This is a genomic window from Novosphingobium sp. TK71, assembly GCF_055361505.1.
This window is the reverse complement of the sequence record NZ_CM143962.1, coordinates 3,083,683-3,105,025: the sequence shown is the minus strand read 5'-3', so window position 1 is coordinate 3,105,025 and position 21,343 is coordinate 3,083,683. Positions and strand designations below refer to the sequence as shown.

Genomic DNA, 21,343 nt, shown 5'->3' with positions numbered 1-21,343 from the left:
CACGAGGAGCCTGAAAGGCGCAGAAATCCGCGAATCCGACAGGTTAATCGGCACCCCCGCAAAAGATGAGTGGAAGCGGCGAAAACAGGCTTTTTTCACCCCTTTACCATTACGTCAAGGCGGAATTCGTGGCCTTTGGAGCACGCTTCGGATCTTTCGGAGCGCGGTTGAAGGTGGGCCTGGAGGGGTTCAGAAGGGGTAGAACATGAAACAGGCCACCACGATCCTCTCCTTCGACACCCCCGGCCGCGGGCTTTGCGATATCACCCGCACGATTGCCGACTGGCACCGCGAGACCGGCATCGGAGAGGGCCTGCTCACCCTGCTCTGCCGCCACACATCCGCCTCGCTGCTGATCCAGGAGAACGCCGCGCGCGAAGTGAGGGGCGACATCGTCGACTGGCTGGACCGCATGGCGCCGGAAGGCCGCCACTACGCCCATGACGACGAAGGCCCTGACGACATGCCCGCCCATCTCAAGGCAACGCTGACCGGCGTGAACCTCTCGATCCCGGTTATCGGCGGACGCCTAGCGCTGGGCACCTGGCAAGGCATCTACCTTGCCGAGCATCGCCGCGCCCCGCACCGGCGGCAGGTTGCGCTCCATGTGATCGGGACCTGACGCCGAACCTGCGGCGATTCTCCCACACCTGCCGCAATCGCCGGCGCTTTATCTGGCCCGGCTGAATTGGACCATTGCATCCGCCCACGCGATGCCTATCCACGCTGCCTTGTTGTAATCGGAGAGTATGCCGTGCCCTTCCCCGCCAGCGAGCGCGAGTCCGTCCTTTGATCTCGGCGCTCGACCTGTTCCGCATCGGCCTGGGCCCTTCCAGTTCGCACACTGTCGGCCCGATGCGCATCGCCGCGCGTTTCCTCCAGACGCTGGAGGAAGCCGGGCAGTTCGAATCGATCGCCCGCATAAGGGTGGAACTGCAAGGCTCGCTCGCGCTGACCGGCGAAGGCCACGGCACGCCGGACGCCTGCCTCATGGGCCTGATCGGATTCCAGCCGGAAACCGCCGATCCGGCCGAAGCGCACGAGGCCGCCGCCCAAGTCCGCGCGACCGGCCGGATCGCCCTGCTCGGCCGCCGCGAAGTCGCCTTCGATCCCGCGACCGATCTCGTGCTGGACTTCGACCACATTCCCGATCTCCATCCCAACGGCATGGTCGTGACCGCCTTCGACGCGGCGGGCGGCGAAATCGCCCGGAATGAGTATTTCTCGACCGGCGGCGGCTTCTTCTCCAGCCGCCACCAGCTCGAACAGCCCGCACCGGACGACCAGGTGACTCACGGCCCGCCGGTTGCCTACCCGTTCGGTTCAGGCGCGCAGCTCCTGGAAGTCTGTGCCACCAGCGGGCTCGACATCGCCTCGGTCATGCTCGCCAACGAGGCGGCGCGCCGGCCGGAGGACGAAACGCTGGCCGGGCTGGACGCGATCGCGGAAGCCATGAACCAGTGCATCGACAGCGGCCTCGAACGCGAGGGGCTGCTGCCCGGCGCGCTCAAGGTCCGCCGCCGCGCCCGCGCGATTCACCAGAACCTGATCTCGCGCCCGCAGGACAACCAGGCCGAGACCCTGATGGACTGGCTCAACCTCTATGCCATGGCGGTGAACGAGGAGAACGCCAGCGGCGGCCGCGTCGTCACCGCCCCCACCAACGGGGCGGCGGGGATCGTGCCCTCGCTGCTGCGCCAGTATTGCAGCGAGGGGCGCAAGGCGGTTCCCGCCAAGGCCCGGCGCTACCTGCTGACTGCAGCCGGGATCGGCCTGCTCTACAAGCAGCGCGCCTCGATCTCGGGCGCGGAAATGGGCTGCCAGGGCGAAGTGGGCGTAGCCTGCTCGATGGCGGCGGCAGGGCTCGCGGCGGTCTGGGGCGGCACGCCGGAGCAGGTCTGCGCCGCCGCCGAGATCGGCATGGAACACAACCTCGGGCTCACCTGCGATCCGGTGGGCGGCCTCGTGCAGATCCCCTGCATCGAGCGCAACGCCATCGCCTCGGTCAAAGCCGTCAATGCCGCCAAGCTGGCGCTCCACGCGGGTGAGACCCCGCGCGTCTCGCTCGACCAGGTGATCGAGACGATGCGCCAGACCGGGCTCGACATGTCCAGCAAGTACAAGGAAACCAGCCAGGGCGGCCTCGCCATCAACGTGGTGGCATGCTGAGGGCGAGCACGCCCCTTCCCCTCAGGCCTTCCCTTCAGGCCTTCCCCTCAGGTTTTCGGTTGCACCGAAAAGCCGTCGCTGGGGCGGACGGAACGTCGATGCGGGGCGCTCCGCCGCTTCCCCGCAATCCGGCCGCGTTTCATGCGGTCCGCACCTTTTTTCACAGCCTGTTTTACCACGTTCACGGCAACTTCAGCCGGGCCGGTGCTTTGATCGACATGCAGCGGGTGCGACGCTGTGGCCGCAAGGCCGCCTGAATGTCGAATTTCAAAGGACAGGAACAATGAAGAAGACCGGCACCACCCTCCTCGCCGCCCTCGCACTCGGCGCCCTCATCCCCGCCTCGGGCGCCATGGCGCAGCAGCCGGCTCCCCACCCCAGCGCGCATCCCACGAAGGCGGCGGTCGTGAAGAAGACCACCACGCGCCAGACCACGGTCAAGAAGACCACGCACAAGAAGGTCACCTGCCGCTACGTCATGCAGCATGGCAAGAAGGTGAAGGTCTGCAAGTAAGGCTTTCCGGCCCCCGTTCCGGCGGGGGCCCAGGCTGGGAGAAGTTCCGAGAGCCGGCTGTTCCCGGCCTGCCCCGGTTTCCTAGCCACCAGTCTTAGCCCGCGAGCGCCATCCGGGCCTCGTCCTCGCGCACGACACGGGGCTGGTCGGGCCAGATGCCGCGGGTATCGTAGACCAGCTTTTCCGAACGCTCCGCCAGCGGAACCACGCGGAACACGTCGTGATCGACCAGTACGATCAGGATCTCGCAAGTCTCCAGCGCATCGTCGATATCGATCTGCACGGCCCCGGTATCGGTGAATTCGATCGGCAGCTGCGCCGCATAGGGCTCCACCACATGGATGCGGCTGCCGAACTTGCGGGCGAGCCGGCTGGTGACGAAGCGCGCCGGGCTTTCACGGAAATCGTCGATATTGGCCTTGAAGGCGAGCCCGAGGCAGGCGACTTTCGCCTCCGGGTTGGCTTCCACCAGAGCCTCGGCCTTGGCGATGACATGGCTCATCTTGTGATCGTTGACACCGCGCGCGGTGCGGATCAGCGGGGTTTCCTCCGGCGCGCCGTGAACGATGAACCAGGGATCGACGGCGATGCAGTGCCCGCCCACGCCGGGGCCGGGCGTCAGGATATTGACGCGCGGGTGACGGTTGGCGAGGCGGATCACTTCCCACACGTCCAGCCCCATGCGGTCCGCCACCATGGACAGCTCGTTGGCGAAAGCGATGTTCACATCGCGATAGGCATTCTCGACCAGCTTGGTCATCTCGGCCGCGCGGGCATCGGTGGTCACGCATTCGCCGCGCACGAAGCGCTTGTAGAAGGCCAGCGCCTTGCGCGCGCAGCGCGGGGTGATGCCGCCGATCGAGCGATCGTTGTTGGTCAGTTCCTCAAGGATGCGGCCGGGCAGCACGCGCTCGGGACAATAGGCGATCGAAACGTCCGGCGTATCGCGGGTCAGGCCGGGGATCTTCAGGTCCGGGCGCAGTTCGGCGATCAGGTCGCGAAGCTGCTCGGTCGTCCCCACCGGCGAAGTGGATTCGAGGATCACCACGTCGCCCGCCTTGAGCACGGCGGCGACAGAGCGGCCCGCCGCCAGCACATAGGAGATATCCGGCGCGTGATTCTTGTCGAACGGCGTGGGAACCGCGATCACGAAGACATCCGCCGGCGCGATCACGGTCGAAGCCGAAAGCAGCCCGCGCGAAACGACACCCTGCACCAATCCGTCAAGGTCGACTTCCTCGATATGGATCTCGCCCCGGTTGATGGTGTCCACGACATCCTGCGAGACGTCGAGGCCGAGCACCCTGCACCCGGCCCGGGCGATCACGGCGGCGGTGGGAAGTCCGATATAGCCGAGACCGACAACACAGACGTCAGGCTTCGAATCCGATTTCATGCGCGAGCAGCTCCACGATTCGGCGCGAGGTCTGCCCGTCCCCGAACGGATTGTGGGCGCGCGCCATGGTCTCGTATGCCTGTTTATCGTCCAGCAAGGTTGATATTTCGGTAACGATCGTCTCGGCCGAAGTTCCGACGAGTTTCGCCGTCCCCGCGGCGACCCCCTCGGGCCGCTCGGTGGTCTCGCGCATGACCAGCACCGGCTTGCCGAGCGCGGGGGCCTCTTCCTGCACGCCGCCCGAATCGGTCAGCATGATTTCGGCAATCGCCAGCAGCCGCGCGAAGTGCGGATAGTCCAGCGGCTCGATCAGGGCCACGTTGTCCAGCCCGGAGAGGCGCTCGTTCATGACCGTGCGCACATTGGGATTGAGGTGGACGGGGAAGATCACCGCCGTGTCGGGCCGCTCCGCGATCGTGCGCACCGCGCGCGCGATCTGCTCCATGCCCTCGCCGAAGTTCTCGCGCCGGTGGCTGGTGACGCCGACGATCCGCTTGCCCGCAAAGCGTGCCTCAAGGTCGGCCAGGCCCGCCGCCAGCGAAGGATCGCGCCCGATCTGCGCCGTGACCCAGTGCAGCGCGTCGATCACGGTATTCCCGGTAACGTGGACGCGGGCGGGATCGACATTCTCCCGAAGCAGCGCGGCTTGCGAGGTCTCGGTCGGCGCGAAGTGCAGGCTGGCCATGGCGCCGATGATCTTGCGGTTCACCTCCTCCGGCCAGGGATGGTGGATATTGCCCGAGCGCAGACCCGCCTCGACATGATCGACCGGCAACTTGCGGTAATAGGCCGCCAGCGCACCCGCCATGGCGGTGGCGGTGTCGCCCTGCACGATCACCCGGTCCGGCCGCACCGCGTCCATCACCTTGCCCAGCCCGGTCAGCAGGTTCGCGGTGAGCGAGTCGAGCGTCTGGTCGGGCTGCATCACGTCGAGATCGTGATCGGGCACGATCCTGGCGATCTCCAGGACCTGGTCCAGCATCTGGCGGTGCTGCGCCGAAACGCAGACCACGCATTCGAAGCGCGGATCGGCCTTGAGCGCATGGATCACGGGGAACAGCTTGATCGCCTCTGGGCGCGTGCCGAAGACGACGAGGATGCGGGTCTGAGCGGTCATGGCGGCGGGCATAGCAGCGAGTGGTTAATGTTGCGGTTAAAAGAGAGTCCCCGCCGCATTCGTGGACAAGATTTCCCGGGGACTTGTCGCGCTTGCCCGCATCGGGAAAGACTTGTCCCATGTCTATCCTGAGCGACAAGTGGATCCGCGAGCAGGCGCTCGAAAACGGAATGATCGAGCCTTTCGTCGAGGCCCAGCGCCGCGATGGATGCATCTCCTACGGCCTTTCGTCCTACGGCTACGACGCCCGCGTCGCGCCGGAGTTCAAGATCTTCACCAATGTCGATTCGGCGGTGGTCGATCCCAAGGACTTCGCCAGCAATTCCTTCGTGGACCGGCATACCGACGTCTGCGTGATTCCGCCGAACTCGTTCGCACTGGCCCGCACGGTCGAATATTTCCGCGTGCCGCGCGACGTGCTGGTGATCTGCCTCGGCAAGAGCACTTATGCCCGCTGCGGAATCATCGTGAACGTCACCCCGCTGGAGCCGGGCTGGGAAGGGCACGTCACGCTGGAATTCTCGAACACCACGCCGCTGCCCGCCAAGATCTACGCGAACGAGGGCGCCTGCCAGTTCCTCTTCCTCAAGGGCAACGAACCCTGCGAGACGAGCTACGCCGACCGGGCCGGCAAATACATGGGCCAGCGCGGCGTGACCCTGCCCCGGCTCTAGGTTCAAGGCCCAGGGAACAATCCGCCGCCATATCCGCTTCTCCGGGCATGAATGCCATGTCGGGAGAGAAGACATGTCCAAGATCGCAGCCATAATCGGGCGATTCCTGATCGCCCTGATCTTCGTGATTTCCGGCGCCTCCAAGCTGATGGACGTCGCTTCTACCGAAACCATGATCGTCGCCACCGGCCTGCCTGCCGGCCTCGCGATTCCCACCGGCCTGTTCGAACTGATCGCCGGCCTCTGCCTCGCCGCCGGCTTCATGGTGCGGCTGGTCGCGGTGCTGCTGGCGCTGTTTACCGCGGCGACGATCCTGTTCTTCCACAACCGCTTCACCGACCCGATGCAGCAGATCATGGCGCTAAAGAACGTCGCGATCATCGGCGGCCTGTGCCTGGCCTTCGCGCACAGCCAGATGTGGAACCACTACTACGCCATTACCCGCGAGCGCCGGGGAGAACTGGCCGCGCGCGATGCCGAGGAACGTATCCGCGATGCCGAACTGCGCGCCGCGCGGGCCGAGGCACGGGCCGAAGCCATGACCGACGGCCATGTGGCCCCCGGTTATGTCGAGGCCGCACCGCGCACTGTCATTACCGACTACAACCATGACGGCGTTCCCGAAGTCCGCCGTCGCCGCTGGTTCGACTGGTAGTTGCGCTTGACCCGCCTTCCTGCATTCGTGACTCCTTGTAGGAGCACACTGCGGGAGGGCGGAATTGACAATGGAAGACATGCTCGCGCGCGAGGCGATCCGTGACGTGATCGCCCGCTACACCATGGCCGGCGATCGCCTGAAGATCGATGACTTCGCCGCCTGCTTCACCGCCGACGCCATCCTGGAAAGCGAGCACGTTCCGGCAGACCGCGCGTTCCGCTTCGAAGGCCATTCGCAAATCCGCGCCTGGCAGCAGGGCTGGCTGGACAGCGCCGCCACCGGCACCCCGGTCCACGCCGCCACCTTCGTGCGTCATCACCTCACGACCTCGCAGATCGAGATCACCGGCGATGGAAACGCGGCGGCGCGCACTTACTGGCAGGCCTGGACGAACATCGGCCCCGACCACGCCGGAATCTACCTGGACCGGCTGCGCAAAGAGGCGGATGGCCGCTGGCTTATCGCCCATCGCCGCGTGCGGATGGACTGGGAAGCGGAGAACAGCCTGTTCCGCACGGCGATCCCCCTTTCGCGCGAGGCGAAAGGAAACGGCACAAACCACGCTTCACCCGGTTGACCCGGCCGAAAATTGTCGTAAAGCGGCGTCCACCAAGCACTTCACGAAGTGCTCCGGGCGGTTAGCTCAGTTGGTAGAGCATCTCGTTTACACCGAGAGGGTCGGGGGTTCGAGCCCCTCACCGCCCACCATTTCCCTCCTATTCGCAGGCGATTCCATCGCCGTCCCGGTCCAGCCCCGGACGGTATCCCGCGTCACCACGGCGCAGCGGAGCGGCGCCCGCTGCCCGCGCGCTGGCGCAATTGGGATAATAGCCCGCTCCGCCCGAGGACCGCTGCGGCCTGACAGGCGCGGGCGCGGGCGCGGCCCTGCTGCCGTGGCAATGATAATCCCCCGTCTTGCGGTTGCTATGACAACCGGCCGCATTCACGCCGCCCGGATGGGCCGAAACCACGCCGGGCAAGGACATCAGGGTGAATGTCAGGCAAATGAGAAAGCGCATCCTGAATGCGCTAGCATTAAATCCTTGAAATGCAGATAATTGTCAGGCGGCCGTGGTCGCCCCGCGAATCACGCCGAAACCATAGAGAAGGTGTTCGAGCTGCCCATCGGGCACCGGCGGAAACGCCAGCGTCTCGCCGCCCTGCCGGATAACGTCGATATCTGCGGAAACCTGCTCCAGCGACCAGTCCTGGCGGAACGCCCCCTCGTTCTCGGTGATGCGCGCGCGCGCCAGGCGGCCGCCCATCGCCACGAACATTTCGCCGGTGGCCTCGCAGCTTTCGTGACAGAGATAGCCGACCATCGGCGCCACCTGTTCCGGCTCCATCGGCGGGAACTGGCTGGTGTCGATCCCTTCCGACATGCGGGTGACGGCGGCAGGAACGATCAGGTTGGATTTCACATCGGCGTGCTGCCCCTCGATCGCGGCGGTGTTGGACAGGCCCATGAAGCCCGCCTTGCACATCGCGTAAGTCACATTGTCGGACTTGCCGTAGAGCCCGTTGATCGAGCTGGTCAGCACGATGCGGCCATAGCCCTGCGCCATCATGTGCGGGAAAGCCTCACGCACGACGTGGTAGGCGCCCTTCAGATGAACATCGAGGACGCTGGTGAAATCCTCGTAGGAAAGCTCGGAAAGGCTGCCCCGCCGGACGTTGCCGGCCGAGTGGATCAGGATATCGATCCGCCCGAAGGCATCGAGCGCCGCCCCGATGATGGCTTTTCCGCCTTCAGGCGTGGCGACGCTGTCCGTATTGGCCACCGCCTCTCCGCCGGCCGCGCGGATTTCAGCGGCAAGCGCTTCCGCCGGACCTTCCTCGGTGGCATCGCCCGCCATCGAGACGCCAGGATCGTTGATCACCAGCTTGCAGCCCCGGCTGGCCAGCAACAGGGCATGAGCCCGGCCAAGCCCGCGCCCGCCGCCGGTGATCACGGCGACTCTATTGTCAAAGCGCAGGTCTGCCATCTGGAAATCCTCTCAAGTCTTGTCCCGCCAGCCTTGCCCGATGTGGGGGCTCAGGCAACCACTCCAGCGTTCCGCAGCTGCGCAATTCGCTCCGGCGAAAGATCGAGCACGTTGCCAAGGATCGCATCGGTGTGCTCGCCCAATACCGGCGGCGCGCTGGGCACGGGCTGGGGCGCGTCGGTGAAGCGGATCGGGCGATTGACGATGGGGATCGGCCCCAGCGTGCTGTGCTGCGTTTCCACCACCATCTCGCGCTCCACCGCCTGCGGCTGCGCCAGCGCTTCCGAAACGCCGAGGATCGGGGCATGCGGCACTTCATGCGCGGTGAATATCGCCACGAGTTCGTCCACGCTGTGCCGCTCGGTAAAGGCGCTGACGATGGCGTTCACCTCGGTCCGCGCATCGCGGCGCTTCTCCAGGGTGTCGTAGCGCGGGTCTTCGGTAAGTTCGGGCCGGTCGATCGAGCGGCAGATACGGCTCCAGAAGCCCGGCGTGAGGCAGGCGACCACGATCGAGCCCTCCCGCGCCGGGAAAATCCCGTAAGGCACGAGATTGGGATGCTGCGACCCCACCCGGCTCGGGTCCGTGCCGTTGAAGAAGGCAAGCTGCGCGATATAGCCCAGCATCCCGATCAGCCCGTCCATCAGGCTGACGTCGATATGCCGTCCCACCCCGGTCCGCTCGCGTTCGTAGAGCGCCGAGAGGATGCCGATCGGCCCGTTGATCCCGCCAACCAGATCGCCCAGCGGAATGCCCAGCTTGGTCGGCAATCCGTCAGGCTCTCCGTTCATCGAGAGCGCGCCGGACATGGCCTGCAGCACGATGTCGAAACTGGGCCGGTCCTTGAGCGGCCCGGTCTGGCCATAGCCCGAGATCGAACAGTAGATCAGGCGCGGGTTGATGGCCTTCATCGTATCGTAGCCGAGCCCCAGCCGCTCCATCACACCCGGCCGATAGTTCTCCACCAGCACGTCGCACTTGGCCGCCAGATCGCGAACGAGAGCCAGCCCTTCCTCCGTCTTGAGATCGACGACGATGGACTGCTTGCCGCGATTGACCGCGAGGTAATAGTGGCTCTCCCCATCGCGAAGCGGCGGGAAGGAGCGGGTTTCGTCACCGGTGCCGGGCGGCTCGATCTTGAACACCTCAGCGCCCATATCGGCCAGCGCGAGGCTGGCGGCGGGGCCTGCCAGCACGCGGGTAAAGTCGATCACGCGCACACCGGCGAGCGGCCCGGCCCAAGCCCGGTTTACCGGTTCGTCTGCATTCATCGGGACAGGTTCTCGCGAAAGAAGGAGAGGATAGCCGCCACGGCATCGCGCCCCTCGGGCATGTGGAGGCCGTAGTGGTAGCAGTGGCCCATGCCCTCGCCGACGATCAGCGTCGAACGGATGCCGGCCTTGAGCAACTGCGAATTTGTGAAGATCGCCGGGCTGAGGTCCATCGCGCGGGTGCCGGTGATGATGAGCGTGGGCGGAAAGGTCGCCAGCACGTCCAGGTGATAGCCCGGCCAGGCGCTGGGATCGCGCGGATCGCAGCCGTCGAAATAGCCGCGCGTGATATCCATGGGCGTGCTGCCGTCAGCGGGTGGCGGCGGGAAAGATGCGTCGATATAGCCTGCGACATAGGCAGACTCTCCGGTTCCGAACGGCACTCCGCCCGCGCCGAAGATGCCCACCGCGCCCGCTTGCGGCAGTCCATGCGCCGGCAGCCAAGCGGCGGCCTGCGCCGTCAGTGCGCCGCCTGCGGAACCGCCATAGATGCCGATCCGGCCGGGGGCATAGTCCGCCAGCAGCGCGGCATAGACCGCCGCGACATCTTCCACGCCTGCCGGATGGCGATGCTCGGGCGCCATGCGATAGTTGACGCTCACGACGCGATATCTGCCAAGCGCGGCAATGGGGATCGCCTCGAGAAGCGCGATCCCGTCCCACCCGACGGTGAAGGCTCCGCCGTGCAGGTTTATCAGCACGCGCTCGGGATCGTGGCTGCCGTCGGCCGGGGTCACGTCGAGCACCTCCACGCCGCCGATGGTCCTGGGGACGATCTCTACCGCGAAATTGTCGCGCAGGCGGGCGACGCCCTGCGCGGCATAGGCATTGATCTGTTCACGCCGGGCGGCGATGTCCGCTTCGTTCTCACCGGCGGCATCGAAAGCGGGGGTGGTGGCACGCATGCGCTGGAAGGCTGCGGCTTCCTCGCTCAGCAGGCTGGAAACGGGCAAGGTGAAGGCCGGAACCCGCACATTGCCATTGGCCTCGAACTGCGGCGCTGCTGCATCCTGTCCCACTGCCTGCTCTCCCGTTTTCTCACGGCCACTCATACGACACGGCCCGAACCTTCTGCAAAGGTCCGGGCCGAAATCGCCATGCCGCTATCGGCGGCAATGCCTCTTGCGATCAGCCCTTGCTGGGCAGTTCCGCAACGGCGGTGCCGAAGGCCGAGAGTTCGCCGCGATGGGTGGTCGCCTTCTGCGACACTTCGACGAACTTCTTGCCGCCTTCCTCGAACTTGCGCGTCACTTCGCCGGTGATGATGATGGCATCACCGTCCGGGTTGTGGCGGCGGATCTGGCAGTCCGACTTGGTAAGGAAGCCGTCGTCGCCGATCCAGTTGGTCATGTGGTGCGTCAGCCACGAGCAACGCTCCGGACCGTAGTCGTAAGCGCCCGGCGCGCCCACTTCGAGAGCAAAAGCTTCGTCCCAGTGCACGCGCTCGGGGCAGTCCGGCACGTTGAAGCGGTTGCGGATGCCCAGACCCGGGTGGGCCTTCTGCATCTTGTAGGCCAGCTTGTTGGCGCGGATGTAGAGGCCGCCCCAGCCTTGCGCGTAGCAGATGAAGCCGGTGACGGTCATCGGGCCCTTCATCATCGGCGGCAGCTTGTCGCCGACGTTCACGTCCTCGAAGTAGCGCGGGGTGGCGCCGCGGATCTCTTCCTGGTCGTAGATGTCGTAGAATTCGTCGAGCTGTTCCTGGGTGAAGGGCTCAACGCGGCCGCGCGCTTCGGTGTACTTGGTGCCGCGCTCGCGGGCCTCGTCACGGTCGGTACGGAACACCCAGCTGTCGGCGCCGGCAACCTGCTCGCCGTGCTGGTTGAAGAAGTCGACGTGGTAGATCTGCTGGAACGAGCGACCGGCGAACTTGGTCTGATGCTCGACCAGATCCTTGAGATAGGCCACCGTGGTGATGGTGTCGTTGCGCAGCACCGGCTTCTGCCAGGTCCAGTCCGCACCCGCCCACATGGCGTGCACGCCCGAAAGACCGCCGCAGTAGCCCGAGACGATGCGGCTGGTGGTGAAGAGGAACGAAGGCAGCGCGACGATCGAGCCGTACTTCGTGTTCTTCGCATATTCCGGATCGCACCACAGCGGATTGTCGTCGCCGATGCCGTGGGCATAGTGGCGGATCGCGTCACGGGTGGCTTCGTAGTTCCACGGCTCGACGGTGTTCTCGATCTTCACGCCGATGCGGGCGCGCAGATCGTCGAGGCCGGCCTCGGTGATCTTGGGGAACTTGGACTCTGCTGTGGTTGCCATTTCGGTACTCTCCTGAGTTTTCGGATTGGGTTCAGCCGACCGCTTCGGCGGCCTTCGCCGCTTCGCGATCGCGCAGCATCTTGCGGTGGACCTTGCCGGCCGGGTTCTTGGGAAGCTCGTCCACGAACTCCACGATGCGCGGGAATTCATGCTGGGCGAGCTTCTGGCGGGTGAAGTCCTGAAGCTCCTTTACGAAGGCATCGTCTCCGGCGCGGTTCGCCACGACGAAAGCCTTCACCACTTGCCCGCGCTTCTCGTCCGGCACGCCGATCACGCCGCATTCGAGCACGTTCTCATGCCGCAGCATGGTGTTCTCGATCTCGACGGCGGACATCGTCCAGCCGGCCGAGATGATCACGTCGTCGGCGCGGCCGCAGTGGTAGAAATAGCCGTCCTCATCGATCTTCGCGCGGTCCTTGGTGGTCATCCAGGCACCGCCGCGCCAGAGCATCAGTTCGCCGATCTCGCCGGGCGCGGTGGGCGTACCGTCAGGGCGCTGCACTTCCAGCTTCTGGCCCGGAACCGCCTTGCCCAGCGATCCCGGCTTCACCGTGAAGTCCGGTGCGCCGGGATAGTTCACCAGCACGACGCCGATTTCGGTCGTGCCGTACATCGAGCAAACCGGAACCTTGAAGGCTCCGTCGATGAATTCCAGAGTCGCCGGGTCGATCGGCTCCCCGGTGTAGGACAGCTTGCGGAAGTGGAACTTGAAGTCCCCCGCCGCGCCGCTGTTTTTCATCATCCGGTAGTGCGTAGCCGCGGCCGACATGTTGGTGATGCCGTAATCGTCCAGCGCCTTCATCAGCCGCACCGGATCGAAGCGTCCGGCGAAAGTGCCGGTGGTGACGCCAAGACCGAGCGGCGCCAGCGTGCCGTGCCACAGACCGTGCCCCCATGCGGGCGAGGACGGACAGAAAAACTCATCGCCCGGCCTTATCCCGGTGCCGTAGAGCGCCGCGAACATCAGCGTAACCAATGCCTTGTGCGTGTGCTTCACCGCCTCCGGCAGTTCGCGCGTGGTGCCGCTGGTGTACTGGAACACCGCCAGGTCGCCCGCCCTGGTCTTAGGTTCATAAGTGGCCGGATACTTCGCGATCTCGTCCAGCAGGCCATCGTCCGCGACGATCACGCGCAGCCCGTTTTCCGCCGTCACCGCCCCGCGTGCGAGCTCCGCCTTTTCGGCATTGGTGATGAGGATCGATGGCTTGCAGTCGTCGATCCGCAGCTTGAGCGCGTCGGGACCAAACAGCGTGAACAGCGGCACCGAGATCGCCCCGGTCTGCATCGCCCCGAACAGGCAGACGTAGAACGGCAGCGAGGGTTCCAGCATGAAGGCGATCCGCTCACCCGGCTGCACGCCCTCGGCATCGAGCCAGTGCGCGAACCGCGCGGCACCAGCGGCAATCAGATCGAAGCTGAGGATTTCATCGCGGCCATCTGCGTGGGCAATCCGCACCGCCGGCCGTCCCGAACCATCGGCATGGCGGGTGATGCACTCATGCGCGATGTTCAGCACCTCGCGGTCGCCGTCGAACAGGTCCCACAGCGCGGCCGAAGAGGCGTGCGCCTGCGCATCGGCATAGCTCGAAAGGTCGGTCAACTTCACCATCGCTCATCCCGCTTCCGCGCCAGCACGATTCGCTTCTCGCGATTCGGCGCCGACCGTTTGTTCTTGTGTTCAGCAAATGTGATGAAGCAGGCTTGTTTTGTAAATATTGAATGTTATTCTATATATTGAATGGCTAGCCCCACAGATCCTCTCGAAGACGCCGTGCGCGCCAGCAAGGCTCCCGCCATCGCCCGGGCGGCAGCCGTGCTGCGCCTGCTCGGGAAACGTGGATCGCCCATGGGGGTACAGGCCGTGGCGCGTGAACTGGGGCTCGTGCCCAGCACCTGTCTCTATGTTTTACGGGCGCTTGTGGCCGAGGAACTGGTCGCTTTCGACCCGGACACCAAGCGCTACGCTCTCGATGCCGGGGTCCTCACCCTCGCCCGCGCCTGGCTGAAACGGGACCAGTTCAACGACCTCGCGCAGTCCCCGCTCGACCGTATCTCGCGCGAGTTCGGACTGACCACATTGGGTGTGCAGATCTTCGGGCTCGACCACATCATCGTCACCGCGATGGCGCAATCGGGCGAGGCTTTCCAACTCTCGACCCAGGTCGGCAGCCGCTTCCCCGCGCTTGTCTCCGCCACCGGCCGCTGCATCGCCGCCTTCGGGGCGCCGGACCTCGAAGCGCTGCGCCCCCGGTTCGAAGCGCTGCGCTGGGACGAGGCGCCGTCATGGCAGGAATGGTGCGCACAAGTCGCCGAAGCGAAGCTGACCGGGATCGCCGTGGACGACGGCCACTATATCGCCGGGGTCACCGTGATCGCGGCGCCGGTGTGGAAAGGCGGTCGCGGCAGCGGCGCCCCCTCCCACGCGCTGGTCGCCATCGGCATCGGCGCGACCTTGCGCGGGGAGATGGACCGGGTGAAGCAGGCGCTGGTCGGCGCGGCGCGGTCCCTCAGCGAGCATCTGGCGGGCTAGGGGAAGTCCAAAGGGACGCCCCCGTACGCGCGCCCAACCTACTCGATGGTCACACCCGCCACGCGCCACACGCCATTTTCGCGCGCCAATGAAACCGTCTCCACCGCATCCGCCTTGTTGGCATAGCTGGTGCGGAACTTCACGACTTCATAGCCGGCAGGCGGCGCGGGCAGGTTCTCCTGGCTGAGCAACGTGCGCGAGATCACCGCCCCCAGCGGCACCCGGACCCTTTCGGAGGTCTCCGCCCATACCTGCAGGGTGTTCAGCTTGTGGAATGCGGAGCCGGTGCCCTTGTAGCTATCCTCCCAGCGGCCCTGATCCACCAGCGTCAACCATTGGCGCGCCGCATCGACGACCTCCTGATTGACCGCAGAGGTCGGTGCTGACGATGAGGGCGCGGAAACTTGCGTCAGGCTGGCGAGCGCCAGAAGGCCGAGGGCAATGGTCATGAGCAGAACTCCGATGCTGATCCGGGGATGGCGATGGAGCCACCCTGCGCCGCCGATCGGCGCCTCTGCCCCATCCCCCGGGCGCGCCGCCGCGTCTGCCCCGATTTGCGCGTCCACAAGCAGTTCGGGGGTCGGAAAGCCGGTCCGGTCACTCTCCACCTCCAGCAGCAGGCGTGCCGCTTCCCGGCTGCTGGACACCGCCATCTTGCGCCGCGCATCGCGCAGCCGCTCGTTGATCGTGTGGACCGAAAGGTCGAGCGTGCGGGCAATGGATTTGGCGTCATGCCCCCTCACGATCAGGCGAAGCGTCTGCTTCTCCTTCTCGGTAAGGCCCCAGGAAGCGTGTTGCACCGGCATGTTCATACCTTCTGCCGACTATGTAAGGCGCCCCGGCTCCACCACCCCGAAAAATTTGTACTTCCGGTGCCGGGCGGTGATCCCGCCCTCATGCCTTTGCCCGCGCCGCTAGTTGAATCCCCTTAGCGGCCATCCGCCAATCCTTCGCAAATGCCGCGTACATCACGGGCTCGCCGGAGGCACATGTCCTCGCGGAAAATGGTCAGCGAGGCCGAGAATGTTCAACTGGTTCGAAAAATACGCGCCGATCCGGCTCAAGTTCCGCACCCTGTTCTATGTGCATGGTCTGTGGGGGCTGCTCTCGACAGCTGGCTCGGTCCTCGCCGCCCGACATTTCACCGTGGCCGGAATCGGCCTGGCGGTCGTGGCGCTCGCAGCATCGCTCGTCACTGTGAAGATCAGCGGCAAACTGATCTGCGATCCCTATGTCGAGACGGTCGTTCGCATGGAAGGGCTGGCTGCCGGCGATCTTGTCAGCCCGATACGTTTCACCGATCACAGCGATTGCGTGGGCCGGATGACCAAGGCCATGGCGGTGTTCCGGGACAATGCCGTCGAACTCCAGCTCAACTCCACCCGCCAGCAGATGGTGGACTCACTGGAACGCGGCCTGCTCTCGCTTGAAGGCGGTGACATGGCGGTCAAGCTGGAAACCGCCTTCGCCGATGAATATGAAAGCCTGCGGGCCAGCTTCAACCGCACTGTCGCCGGTCTGGAAGCGAGCATGGCGCAAGTCGTGTCCTCCGCCGAAAGCGTGCGCACCGGTTCGGCCGAAATCCGCGCCGCGTCGGATGATCTCGCGCAGCGCACGGCAAGCCAGGCGGCCACGCTGGAACGCACTTCGGCTTCCATGAAACATGTGACGGGCATGGTGGAAGTCACCGCGCGCAGCGCCGGTGAGGTTCGCATCGCGGTCGGCGCGGCCAGCGGGGACGCCGATGACGGTGCCAAAGTCGTGCGCAATGCGGTTACCGCAATGGACGCGATCGAGAAGAGCTCGCTGCAGATCAACCAGATCACCGACCTGATCGACGGCATCGCCTTTCAGACCAATCTGCTGGCGCTCAATGCGGGGGTGGAGGCCGCGCGCGCTGGCGATGCCGGGCGCGGTTTCGCCGTCGTCGCCAACGAAGTGCGGGCGCTGGCCCAGCGATCGTCCGATGCGGCGCGGGAAATTCGCGGGCTGATAACCACGTCGTCCACGCAAGTCGCGGAAGGGGTCGATCTGGTAGGCCGGACCGGCCGCATGCTGGAGCGGATCGGCACCCGGATCGCCGAGATCAACAAGCTGGTCGATGCGATCGCCCAAGGGGCGGAAGTGCAGTCCGAGGCCTTGACCGACATCAGCGGCGGCGTCGCCAGCATGGACCAGATGGTCCAGCAGAACGCCGCCATGGTCGAGCAAACCGCCGCCGCGGCACGCGGCCTGGCCTCGGAAGCGGAAGAACTTGCCGGACTGACCGCGCGCTTCAGGCTGAACCAGGGTACAAATGCACCGGTGCGTCTCCTGTCACGGCGCGCGGCGCCCGCCCCGGTGGCCGCCCCGCTACGCCCCGCGCTTATGCCGGTAAGCCGAAACTTGGCGGTCAGCCCCTCGAACTCCGGTGAGGATTGGTCCGAATTCTAGGTTGTAGTGCCGGTCATTCCCCGGACCGTGCCAGCTTCGCCGACCGGATTAATTACGCCAGAGCGTCAGGAAGGGCGCTTCTTGAGGAGGACGGTGCGCAGCATCGAGAGCGCAGTCTCGCCGCGCTGGTTGGTCAGTTCGTGTTTGAACACGACGATGCCCTGCGAGGGCCGAGACTTGCTCTCGCGCATTTCGACCACTTCGGAATGGCAGGTGAGCGTATCGCCGATGAAGGTCGGCTTTGGCGTCACCACCTTGTCGAAGCCGAGATTGGCGACGAGCGTGCCCACAGTGGTGTCGGCAATCGATAGGCCCACGGCGAGGCTGAAGGTGAAAGTGGAATTGACGAGGATCTGGCCGAATTCGCTCTGCCTGGCGAATTCGGCGTCCAGATGGAGCGGCTGCATGTTGTGCGTCATGGCCGAGAACATCAGGTTGTCGGTCTCGGTGACCGTGCGGCCGGGCTGGTGCGTGATCCGGTCCCCCACGGTCCATTCGTCGAAAAACCTGCCCGGCATTATTCGCTCTCCTCGATCCGGGCGAGCAGGGCTTCGACCTGCACTTGTGCCCCGGCAGTGGCGTTGAGTTCGGCAACCGTGCCATCGAACGGCGCGGTCAGGGTGTGTTCCATCTTCATCGCTTCGAGCGTCAGCAACTTCTGGCCCTTGGTGACGATCTGGCCCTGGGCCACATCGACCGCGATCACCTTGCCCGGCATCGGCGCAAGGATCGCGCCCGAGGCATCGACGCCGCCATGCACACCGTCACGGCGCCACGGCGTAAGCAGCCAGGCCTGTCCCTGCTCGGTGACCAGCACGCCTTCATCAGGCTCATCACTGCCATCGCCGGTCAGCGCGATCTCGACCTTTTCGCCATCGAGCGAGAACCACGCGCTACGCGCCGGTGCAGCATTGAGGCGGAAACCGGGCAACGAATTTGCCGGTACCAGGGAATTGGCAGCAGCCTCCAGCACTTCGTCCGAAGGCACCGGGGCCTGCGCCATGGCCTCGCCGTCGCGGGCGATCAGGCCGGTGTCGACCTTGCCCGCCGCGAAGTCGGGATGCTGCAGGGCCTTCACGAGGAACGAGGCATTGGTGCGCACCGGCCAGACGGCGCTGTCCTCCAGCATCTCGCCCAGTCGTTCGCGCGCTTCGTCACGGTCTTCGCCCCAGGCAATGACCTTGGCGATCATCGGGTCATAGAAGGGCGAAACTTCGGCCCCTTCATAAACGCCGGTGTCGATGCGGCCGCCTTCGGCATCGCCGAACTCCAGCAGTTCGAGCTTGCCGATGCTGGGCAGGAAGCCCTTGGCCGGGTCTTCAGCATAGAGGCGCGCTTCCATCGCCCAGCCGTCGATCGTGAGGTCTTCCTGGGATTTCGGCAGCGGCTGGCCACTGGCGACGAGAAGCTGCCATTCGACCAGATCGACGCCGGTGATCTCCTCGGTCACCGGATGCTCGACCTGCAGGCGCGTGTTCATTTCCATGAACCAGATGCGGTCTGCGGAAAGCGGGCCGGAACCGTCGGCAATGAATTCGATAGTGCCGGCGCCGACATAATCGACCGCCTTGGCCGCACGCACCGCCGCCGCGCAGAGCGCCTCGCGCGTTGCGGCATCCATGCCGGGCGCCGGAGCTTCCTCGATCACCTTCTGGTGGCGGCGCTGGAGCGAGCAGTCGCGTTCGAACAGATGGACGACGTTGCCGTGGCTATCGCCAAAAACCTGCACTTCGATATGGCGCGGACTGGCGATGTACTTCTCGATCAGCACGTGGTCGTTGCCGAACGAGGACGCCGCCTCGCGCTTGCACGATGCCAGTGCGTCAACGAAAGCCTCGGGTGCCTCGACCAGCCGCATGCCCTTGCCGCCGCCGCCGGCAACGGCCTTGATGAGCACGGGATAGCCGATCTTTGCGGCTTCTTCTGCCAGGAAGGCAGGCTCCTGATTCGCGCCCATGTAGCCCGGCGTCACCGGAACCCCGGCCTCCGCCATCAGCGTCTTGGCCGCGTCCTTGAGGCCCATCGCGGTGATCGACGAAGGGTTCGGCCCGACCCAGACCAGCCCCGCGTCCATCACCGCCTGCGCGAACGCGGCGTTTTCTGAGAGGAAGCCATAGCCCGGGTGGATCGCCTCGGCGCCGGTCTGCTTCGCAGCGGCAATGATCTTCTCGCCGACAAGGTAGCTTTCCCGCACGGCAGAGGGCCCGATATGCACGGCCTCGTCCGCCTCGCGCACATGCAGCGCATCGGCGTCGGCGTCGGAATAGACCGCAACGGTGCGGATGCCCATCTGGCGGGCAGTGCGGATGACGCGGCAGGCGATTTCGCCGCGGTTGGCGATCAGCAGCGACTGGATCATGGGTGACGCTCCGGGAAACCGTGACGGGTGTGCAGCGCCGCAAGGACGCCCTCGATATCGCCCGCGAAGCCGCCTTCGGCAAAGGCGAGCGCGGGGAGGTTCTGGTTTTCCTCGCCCAACATGGCGACCACCGCCGTGCGCGGTCGCGGCCAGCCCACGCGGACCACTTCGATCTTGCCCGCCCGCTCCGGGAACAGCGCCAGCAGGCCCTCCACCGTCACGCAATCCTTGCAGTAGAAGCGACGCGCGCCGCCGAATACCGGATCGGCATAATCGGTATCGAGTACGAAGAGTCTATCCTTATCGGCCATCGCCATCACATCCTGAACACGCCGAACTGCGGCCTTTCGGGGATCGGTGCCTCAAGGCACGCCGCCAGCGCAAGGCCCAGCACGTCGCGGGTCTGCGCCGGGTCGATCACCCCGTCGTCCCACAGGCGCGCGGTGGCGTAGTAGGGGTTACCTTCGTCCTCGTACTTCTGGCGGATCGGGGCCTTGAACGCCTCGGCCTCCTCGGGCGACCACTTCGCGGCATCGCGGTGGACGGTGGCCAGCACCGAGGCCGCCTGCTCGCCGCCCATCACCGAGATGCGCGCATTGGGCCAGGTGAACAGGAAGCGCGGATCGTAAGCGCGCCCGCACATGCCGTAATTGCCTGCGCCGAACGAGCCGCCGATCAGCACGGTGATCTTCGGCACCGTGGCGGTGGCCACGGCAGTGACGAGCTTGGCGCCATGCTTGGCGATGCCTTCCGCCTCGTACTTGCCACCGACCATGAAGCCGGAGATGTTCTGCAGGAACAGCAGCGGAATGCGGCGCTGGCAGGCCAGTTCGATGAAGTGCGCGCCCTTCTGCGCGCTCTCCGAAAACAGCACGCCGTTGTTGGCGAGAATCGCCACCGGCTGCCCGTGGATATGCGCGAAACCGCAGACCAGCGTGGTGCCGTAAAGCGCCTTGAACTCGTGGAACTCGGACGCATCGACGATGCGGGCGATCACCTCGTGAACATCGTAAGGCGCGCGCACGTCCTCGGGCACTACGGCATAGAGTTCCTCGGGATCGTACTTGGGCGGGCGCGGCTCGCGCAGCGGCTGGTCGTGATGATGGGCGGGGCCAAGGTGGCTGACGATATCGCGCACGATGGTCAGCGCATGTTCGTCATTGTCGGCAAGATGGTCGGTCACGCCAGACTTGCGGCTGTGCAGGTCGCCGCCGCCCAGATCCTCGGCAGAGATCACCTCCCCCGTCGCCGCCTGCACCAGTGGCGGGCCGGCCAGGAAAATCGTGCCCTGCTCCTTCACGATGATGGATTCGTCGCTCATCGCCGGGACATAGGCGCCGCCGGCGGTGCAGCTTCCCATGACGCAGGCGATTTGCGGAATGCCCTTCGAGGACATCTGCGCCTGGTTGAAGAAGATGCGGCCGAAATGGTCACGATCCGGGAAAACCTCGGCCTGGTGCGGCAGGTTGGCGCCGCCGCTGTCGACGAGGTAGACGCACGGCAGGTTGTTTTCCTGCGCGATCTCCTGCGCGCGGACGTGTTTCTTCACGGTGATCGGGTAATAGGTGCCGCCTTTCACGGTGGCATCGTTGCACACGATCATGCACTGGCGGCCGGAAACGGTGCCGATCGCGGTGATCAGTCCGGCGCCGGGAATGTCGTCCTCATAGAGCCCCTCGGCGGCCAGTTGCCCCAGTTCCAGCAAAGGCGAACCGGGGTCGAGCAGCCGTTCGACACGCTCGCGAGGCAGAAGCTTGCCGCGGGAAACGTGGCGTTCGCGTGACTTCTCGTTACCGCCCAGCGCCGCCCTGGCGACTTTACCGCGCAATTCGGCAACGAGCGCCCGGTTGTGGCGATCGCGCGCCTGCGCTTCGGGACTGTCGAGATTCAGGCTGGTCTGGAGCACTGGTGCGCTCATGCTTCATTCTCCAGTCGGGCCAACGGGCCTCTTCCCAATACGAGTGACTTATCA

At 65.5% G+C, this 21,343-nt stretch carries 21 protein-coding genes and 1 tRNA gene; 9 read left to right on the top strand and 13 right to left on the bottom strand.

From position 1 onward, the window contains the following. Positions 1 to 205: 205 nt before the first annotated feature. From ACXJ16_RS14610 to ACXJ16_RS14600, 3 genes are all read left to right on the top strand, one after another. Positions 206 to 622, top strand: coding sequence for a secondary thiamine-phosphate synthase enzyme YjbQ (locus ACXJ16_RS14610; protein ID WP_324697066.1), 417 nt, complete (start codon positions 206 to 208; stop codon positions 620 to 622). Between the two features lie 167 nt (positions 623 to 789). Further along, complete coding sequence (locus ACXJ16_RS14605) at positions 790 to 2,169, top strand: L-serine ammonia-lyase (RefSeq protein ID WP_324697068.1); 1,380 nt, start codon at positions 790 to 792, stop codon at positions 2,167 to 2,169. Between the two features lie 283 nt (positions 2,170 to 2,452). Beyond that, positions 2,453 to 2,683 carry a hypothetical protein gene (locus ACXJ16_RS14600; RefSeq protein WP_132468691.1) on the top strand — a complete coding sequence of 77 codons (231 nt, stop codon included), beginning with the start codon at positions 2,453 to 2,455 and terminating at the stop codon, positions 2,681 to 2,683. Positions 2,684 to 2,777: 94 nt separating this feature from the next. Here ACXJ16_RS14600 and wecC read toward each other — a convergent pair whose 3' ends face one another. Together wecC and wecB are read right to left on the bottom strand one after the other, a co-directional pair. After that, positions 2,778 to 4,079, bottom strand: coding sequence for a UDP-N-acetyl-D-mannosamine dehydrogenase (wecC, locus tag ACXJ16_RS14595; RefSeq protein WP_324697072.1), 1,302 nt, complete (start codon positions 4,077 to 4,079; stop codon positions 2,778 to 2,780). Further along, entirely contained in the window at positions 4,057 to 5,196 is a 1,140-nt protein-coding gene (gene wecB, locus ACXJ16_RS14590; RefSeq protein WP_324697074.1) for a non-hydrolyzing UDP-N-acetylglucosamine 2-epimerase, read from the bottom strand. The genes wecC and wecB overlap by 23 nt, the downstream gene beginning before the upstream one ends. Before the next feature lie 119 nt (positions 5,197 to 5,315). Between wecB and dcd the strand changes: the two genes are divergently transcribed. The 4 genes from dcd (at position 5,316) to ACXJ16_RS14570 (ending at position 7,236) form a co-directional block, all read left to right on the top strand. After that, a complete protein-coding gene (gene dcd / locus ACXJ16_RS14585; RefSeq protein WP_054438186.1) occupies positions 5,316 to 5,870 on the top strand; it encodes a dCTP deaminase in 555 nt (184 codons plus the stop codon). Positions 5,871 to 5,943: 73 nt separating this feature from the next. Continuing rightward, entirely contained in the window at positions 5,944 to 6,525 is a 582-nt protein-coding gene (locus ACXJ16_RS14580; RefSeq protein WP_054438188.1) for a DoxX family protein, read from the top strand. Positions 6,526 to 6,595: 70 nt separating this feature from the next. Continuing rightward, the gene (locus ACXJ16_RS14575) at positions 6,596 to 7,105 is read left to right on the top strand and encodes a nuclear transport factor 2 family protein (RefSeq protein WP_054438190.1); all 510 of its coding nucleotides are present in this window, start codon (positions 6,596 to 6,598) and stop codon (positions 7,103 to 7,105) included. Between the two features lie 55 nt (positions 7,106 to 7,160). Next, a tRNA-Val gene (locus tag ACXJ16_RS14570) sits at positions 7,161 to 7,236 on the top strand. An 8-nt stretch (positions 7,237 to 7,244) separates the two neighbouring features. Here the strand turns inward: ACXJ16_RS14570 and ACXJ16_RS14565 are convergent. The 6 genes from ACXJ16_RS14565 to ACXJ16_RS14540 form a co-directional block, all read right to left on the bottom strand. After that, positions 7,245 to 7,547 (bottom strand): excalibur calcium-binding domain-containing protein, encoded by a 303-nt coding sequence (locus ACXJ16_RS14565; RefSeq protein ID WP_324697077.1) that lies wholly within the window; start codon positions 7,545 to 7,547, stop codon positions 7,245 to 7,247. 42 nt (positions 7,548 to 7,589) lie between these two features. Continuing rightward, positions 7,590 to 8,513: an SDR family NAD(P)-dependent oxidoreductase gene (locus ACXJ16_RS14560; RefSeq protein ID WP_185998509.1), complete on the bottom strand. Its 924-nt coding sequence runs from the start codon at positions 8,511 to 8,513 to the stop codon at positions 7,590 to 7,592. 50 nt (positions 8,514 to 8,563) lie between these two features. Beyond that, positions 8,564 to 9,784, bottom strand: coding sequence for a CaiB/BaiF CoA transferase family protein (locus ACXJ16_RS14555; RefSeq protein ID WP_185998508.1), 1,221 nt, complete (start codon positions 9,782 to 9,784; stop codon positions 8,564 to 8,566). Next, on the bottom strand, positions 9,781 to 10,803 hold the full coding sequence (locus ACXJ16_RS14550) for an alpha/beta hydrolase (RefSeq protein WP_324697080.1): 1,023 nt from the start codon (positions 10,801 to 10,803) through the stop codon (positions 9,781 to 9,783). The genes ACXJ16_RS14555 and ACXJ16_RS14550 overlap by 4 nt, the downstream gene beginning before the upstream one ends. A gap of 109 nt (positions 10,804 to 10,912) precedes the next feature. Further along, positions 10,913 to 12,049, bottom strand: a complete 1,137-nt coding sequence (locus ACXJ16_RS14545) for an FAS1-like dehydratase domain-containing protein (protein ID WP_132388156.1) — start codon at positions 12,047 to 12,049, stop codon at positions 10,913 to 10,915. Positions 12,050 to 12,080: 31 nt separating this feature from the next. Beyond that, positions 12,081 to 13,658 (bottom strand): acetate--CoA ligase, encoded by a 1,578-nt coding sequence (locus ACXJ16_RS14540; protein WP_324697084.1) that lies wholly within the window; start codon positions 13,656 to 13,658, stop codon positions 12,081 to 12,083. A 129-nt stretch (positions 13,659 to 13,787) separates the two neighbouring features. Between ACXJ16_RS14540 and ACXJ16_RS14535 the strand changes: the two genes are divergently transcribed. Then, positions 13,788 to 14,579, top strand: coding sequence for an IclR family transcriptional regulator (locus ACXJ16_RS14535; protein WP_324697086.1), 792 nt, complete (start codon positions 13,788 to 13,790; stop codon positions 14,577 to 14,579). 38 nt (positions 14,580 to 14,617) lie between these two features. Here the strand turns inward: ACXJ16_RS14535 and ACXJ16_RS14530 are convergent, their stop codons facing one another. Then, positions 14,618 to 15,391 (bottom strand): helix-turn-helix domain-containing protein, encoded by a 774-nt coding sequence (locus ACXJ16_RS14530; RefSeq protein WP_324697088.1) that lies wholly within the window; start codon positions 15,389 to 15,391, stop codon positions 14,618 to 14,620. A 211-nt stretch (positions 15,392 to 15,602) separates the two neighbouring features. Between ACXJ16_RS14530 and ACXJ16_RS14525 the strand changes: the two genes are divergently transcribed. Then, complete coding sequence (locus ACXJ16_RS14525; RefSeq protein ID WP_054438322.1) at positions 15,603 to 17,012, top strand: methyl-accepting chemotaxis protein; 1,410 nt, start codon at positions 15,603 to 15,605, stop codon at positions 17,010 to 17,012. A gap of 65 nt (positions 17,013 to 17,077) precedes the next feature. On the opposite strand, the gene ACXJ16_RS14520 is transcribed toward ACXJ16_RS14525, so the two are convergent. From ACXJ16_RS14520 to ACXJ16_RS14505, 4 genes are read right to left on the bottom strand one after another with little or no spacing between them, the layout of a single operon-like run. Continuing rightward, complete coding sequence (locus tag ACXJ16_RS14520) at positions 17,078 to 17,530, bottom strand: MaoC family dehydratase (protein WP_324697091.1); 453 nt, start codon at positions 17,528 to 17,530, stop codon at positions 17,078 to 17,080. After that, positions 17,530 to 19,371: an acetyl-CoA carboxylase biotin carboxylase subunit gene (locus ACXJ16_RS14515; RefSeq protein ID WP_054438326.1), complete on the bottom strand. Its 1,842-nt coding sequence runs from the start codon at positions 19,369 to 19,371 to the stop codon at positions 17,530 to 17,532. The genes ACXJ16_RS14520 and ACXJ16_RS14515 overlap by 1 nt, the downstream gene beginning before the upstream one ends. Continuing rightward, complete coding sequence (locus tag ACXJ16_RS14510; protein ID WP_324697094.1) at positions 19,368 to 19,682, bottom strand: DUF3088 family protein; 315 nt, start codon at positions 19,680 to 19,682, stop codon at positions 19,368 to 19,370. Before ACXJ16_RS14510 ends, ACXJ16_RS14515 begins: the two co-directional genes overlap by 4 nt. Before the next feature lie 5 nt (positions 19,683 to 19,687). Continuing rightward, complete coding sequence (locus tag ACXJ16_RS14505; protein ID WP_324697096.1) at positions 19,688 to 21,289, bottom strand: carboxyl transferase domain-containing protein; 1,602 nt, start codon at positions 21,287 to 21,289, stop codon at positions 19,688 to 19,690. Between the last annotated feature and the right edge of the window lie 54 nt (positions 21,290 to 21,343).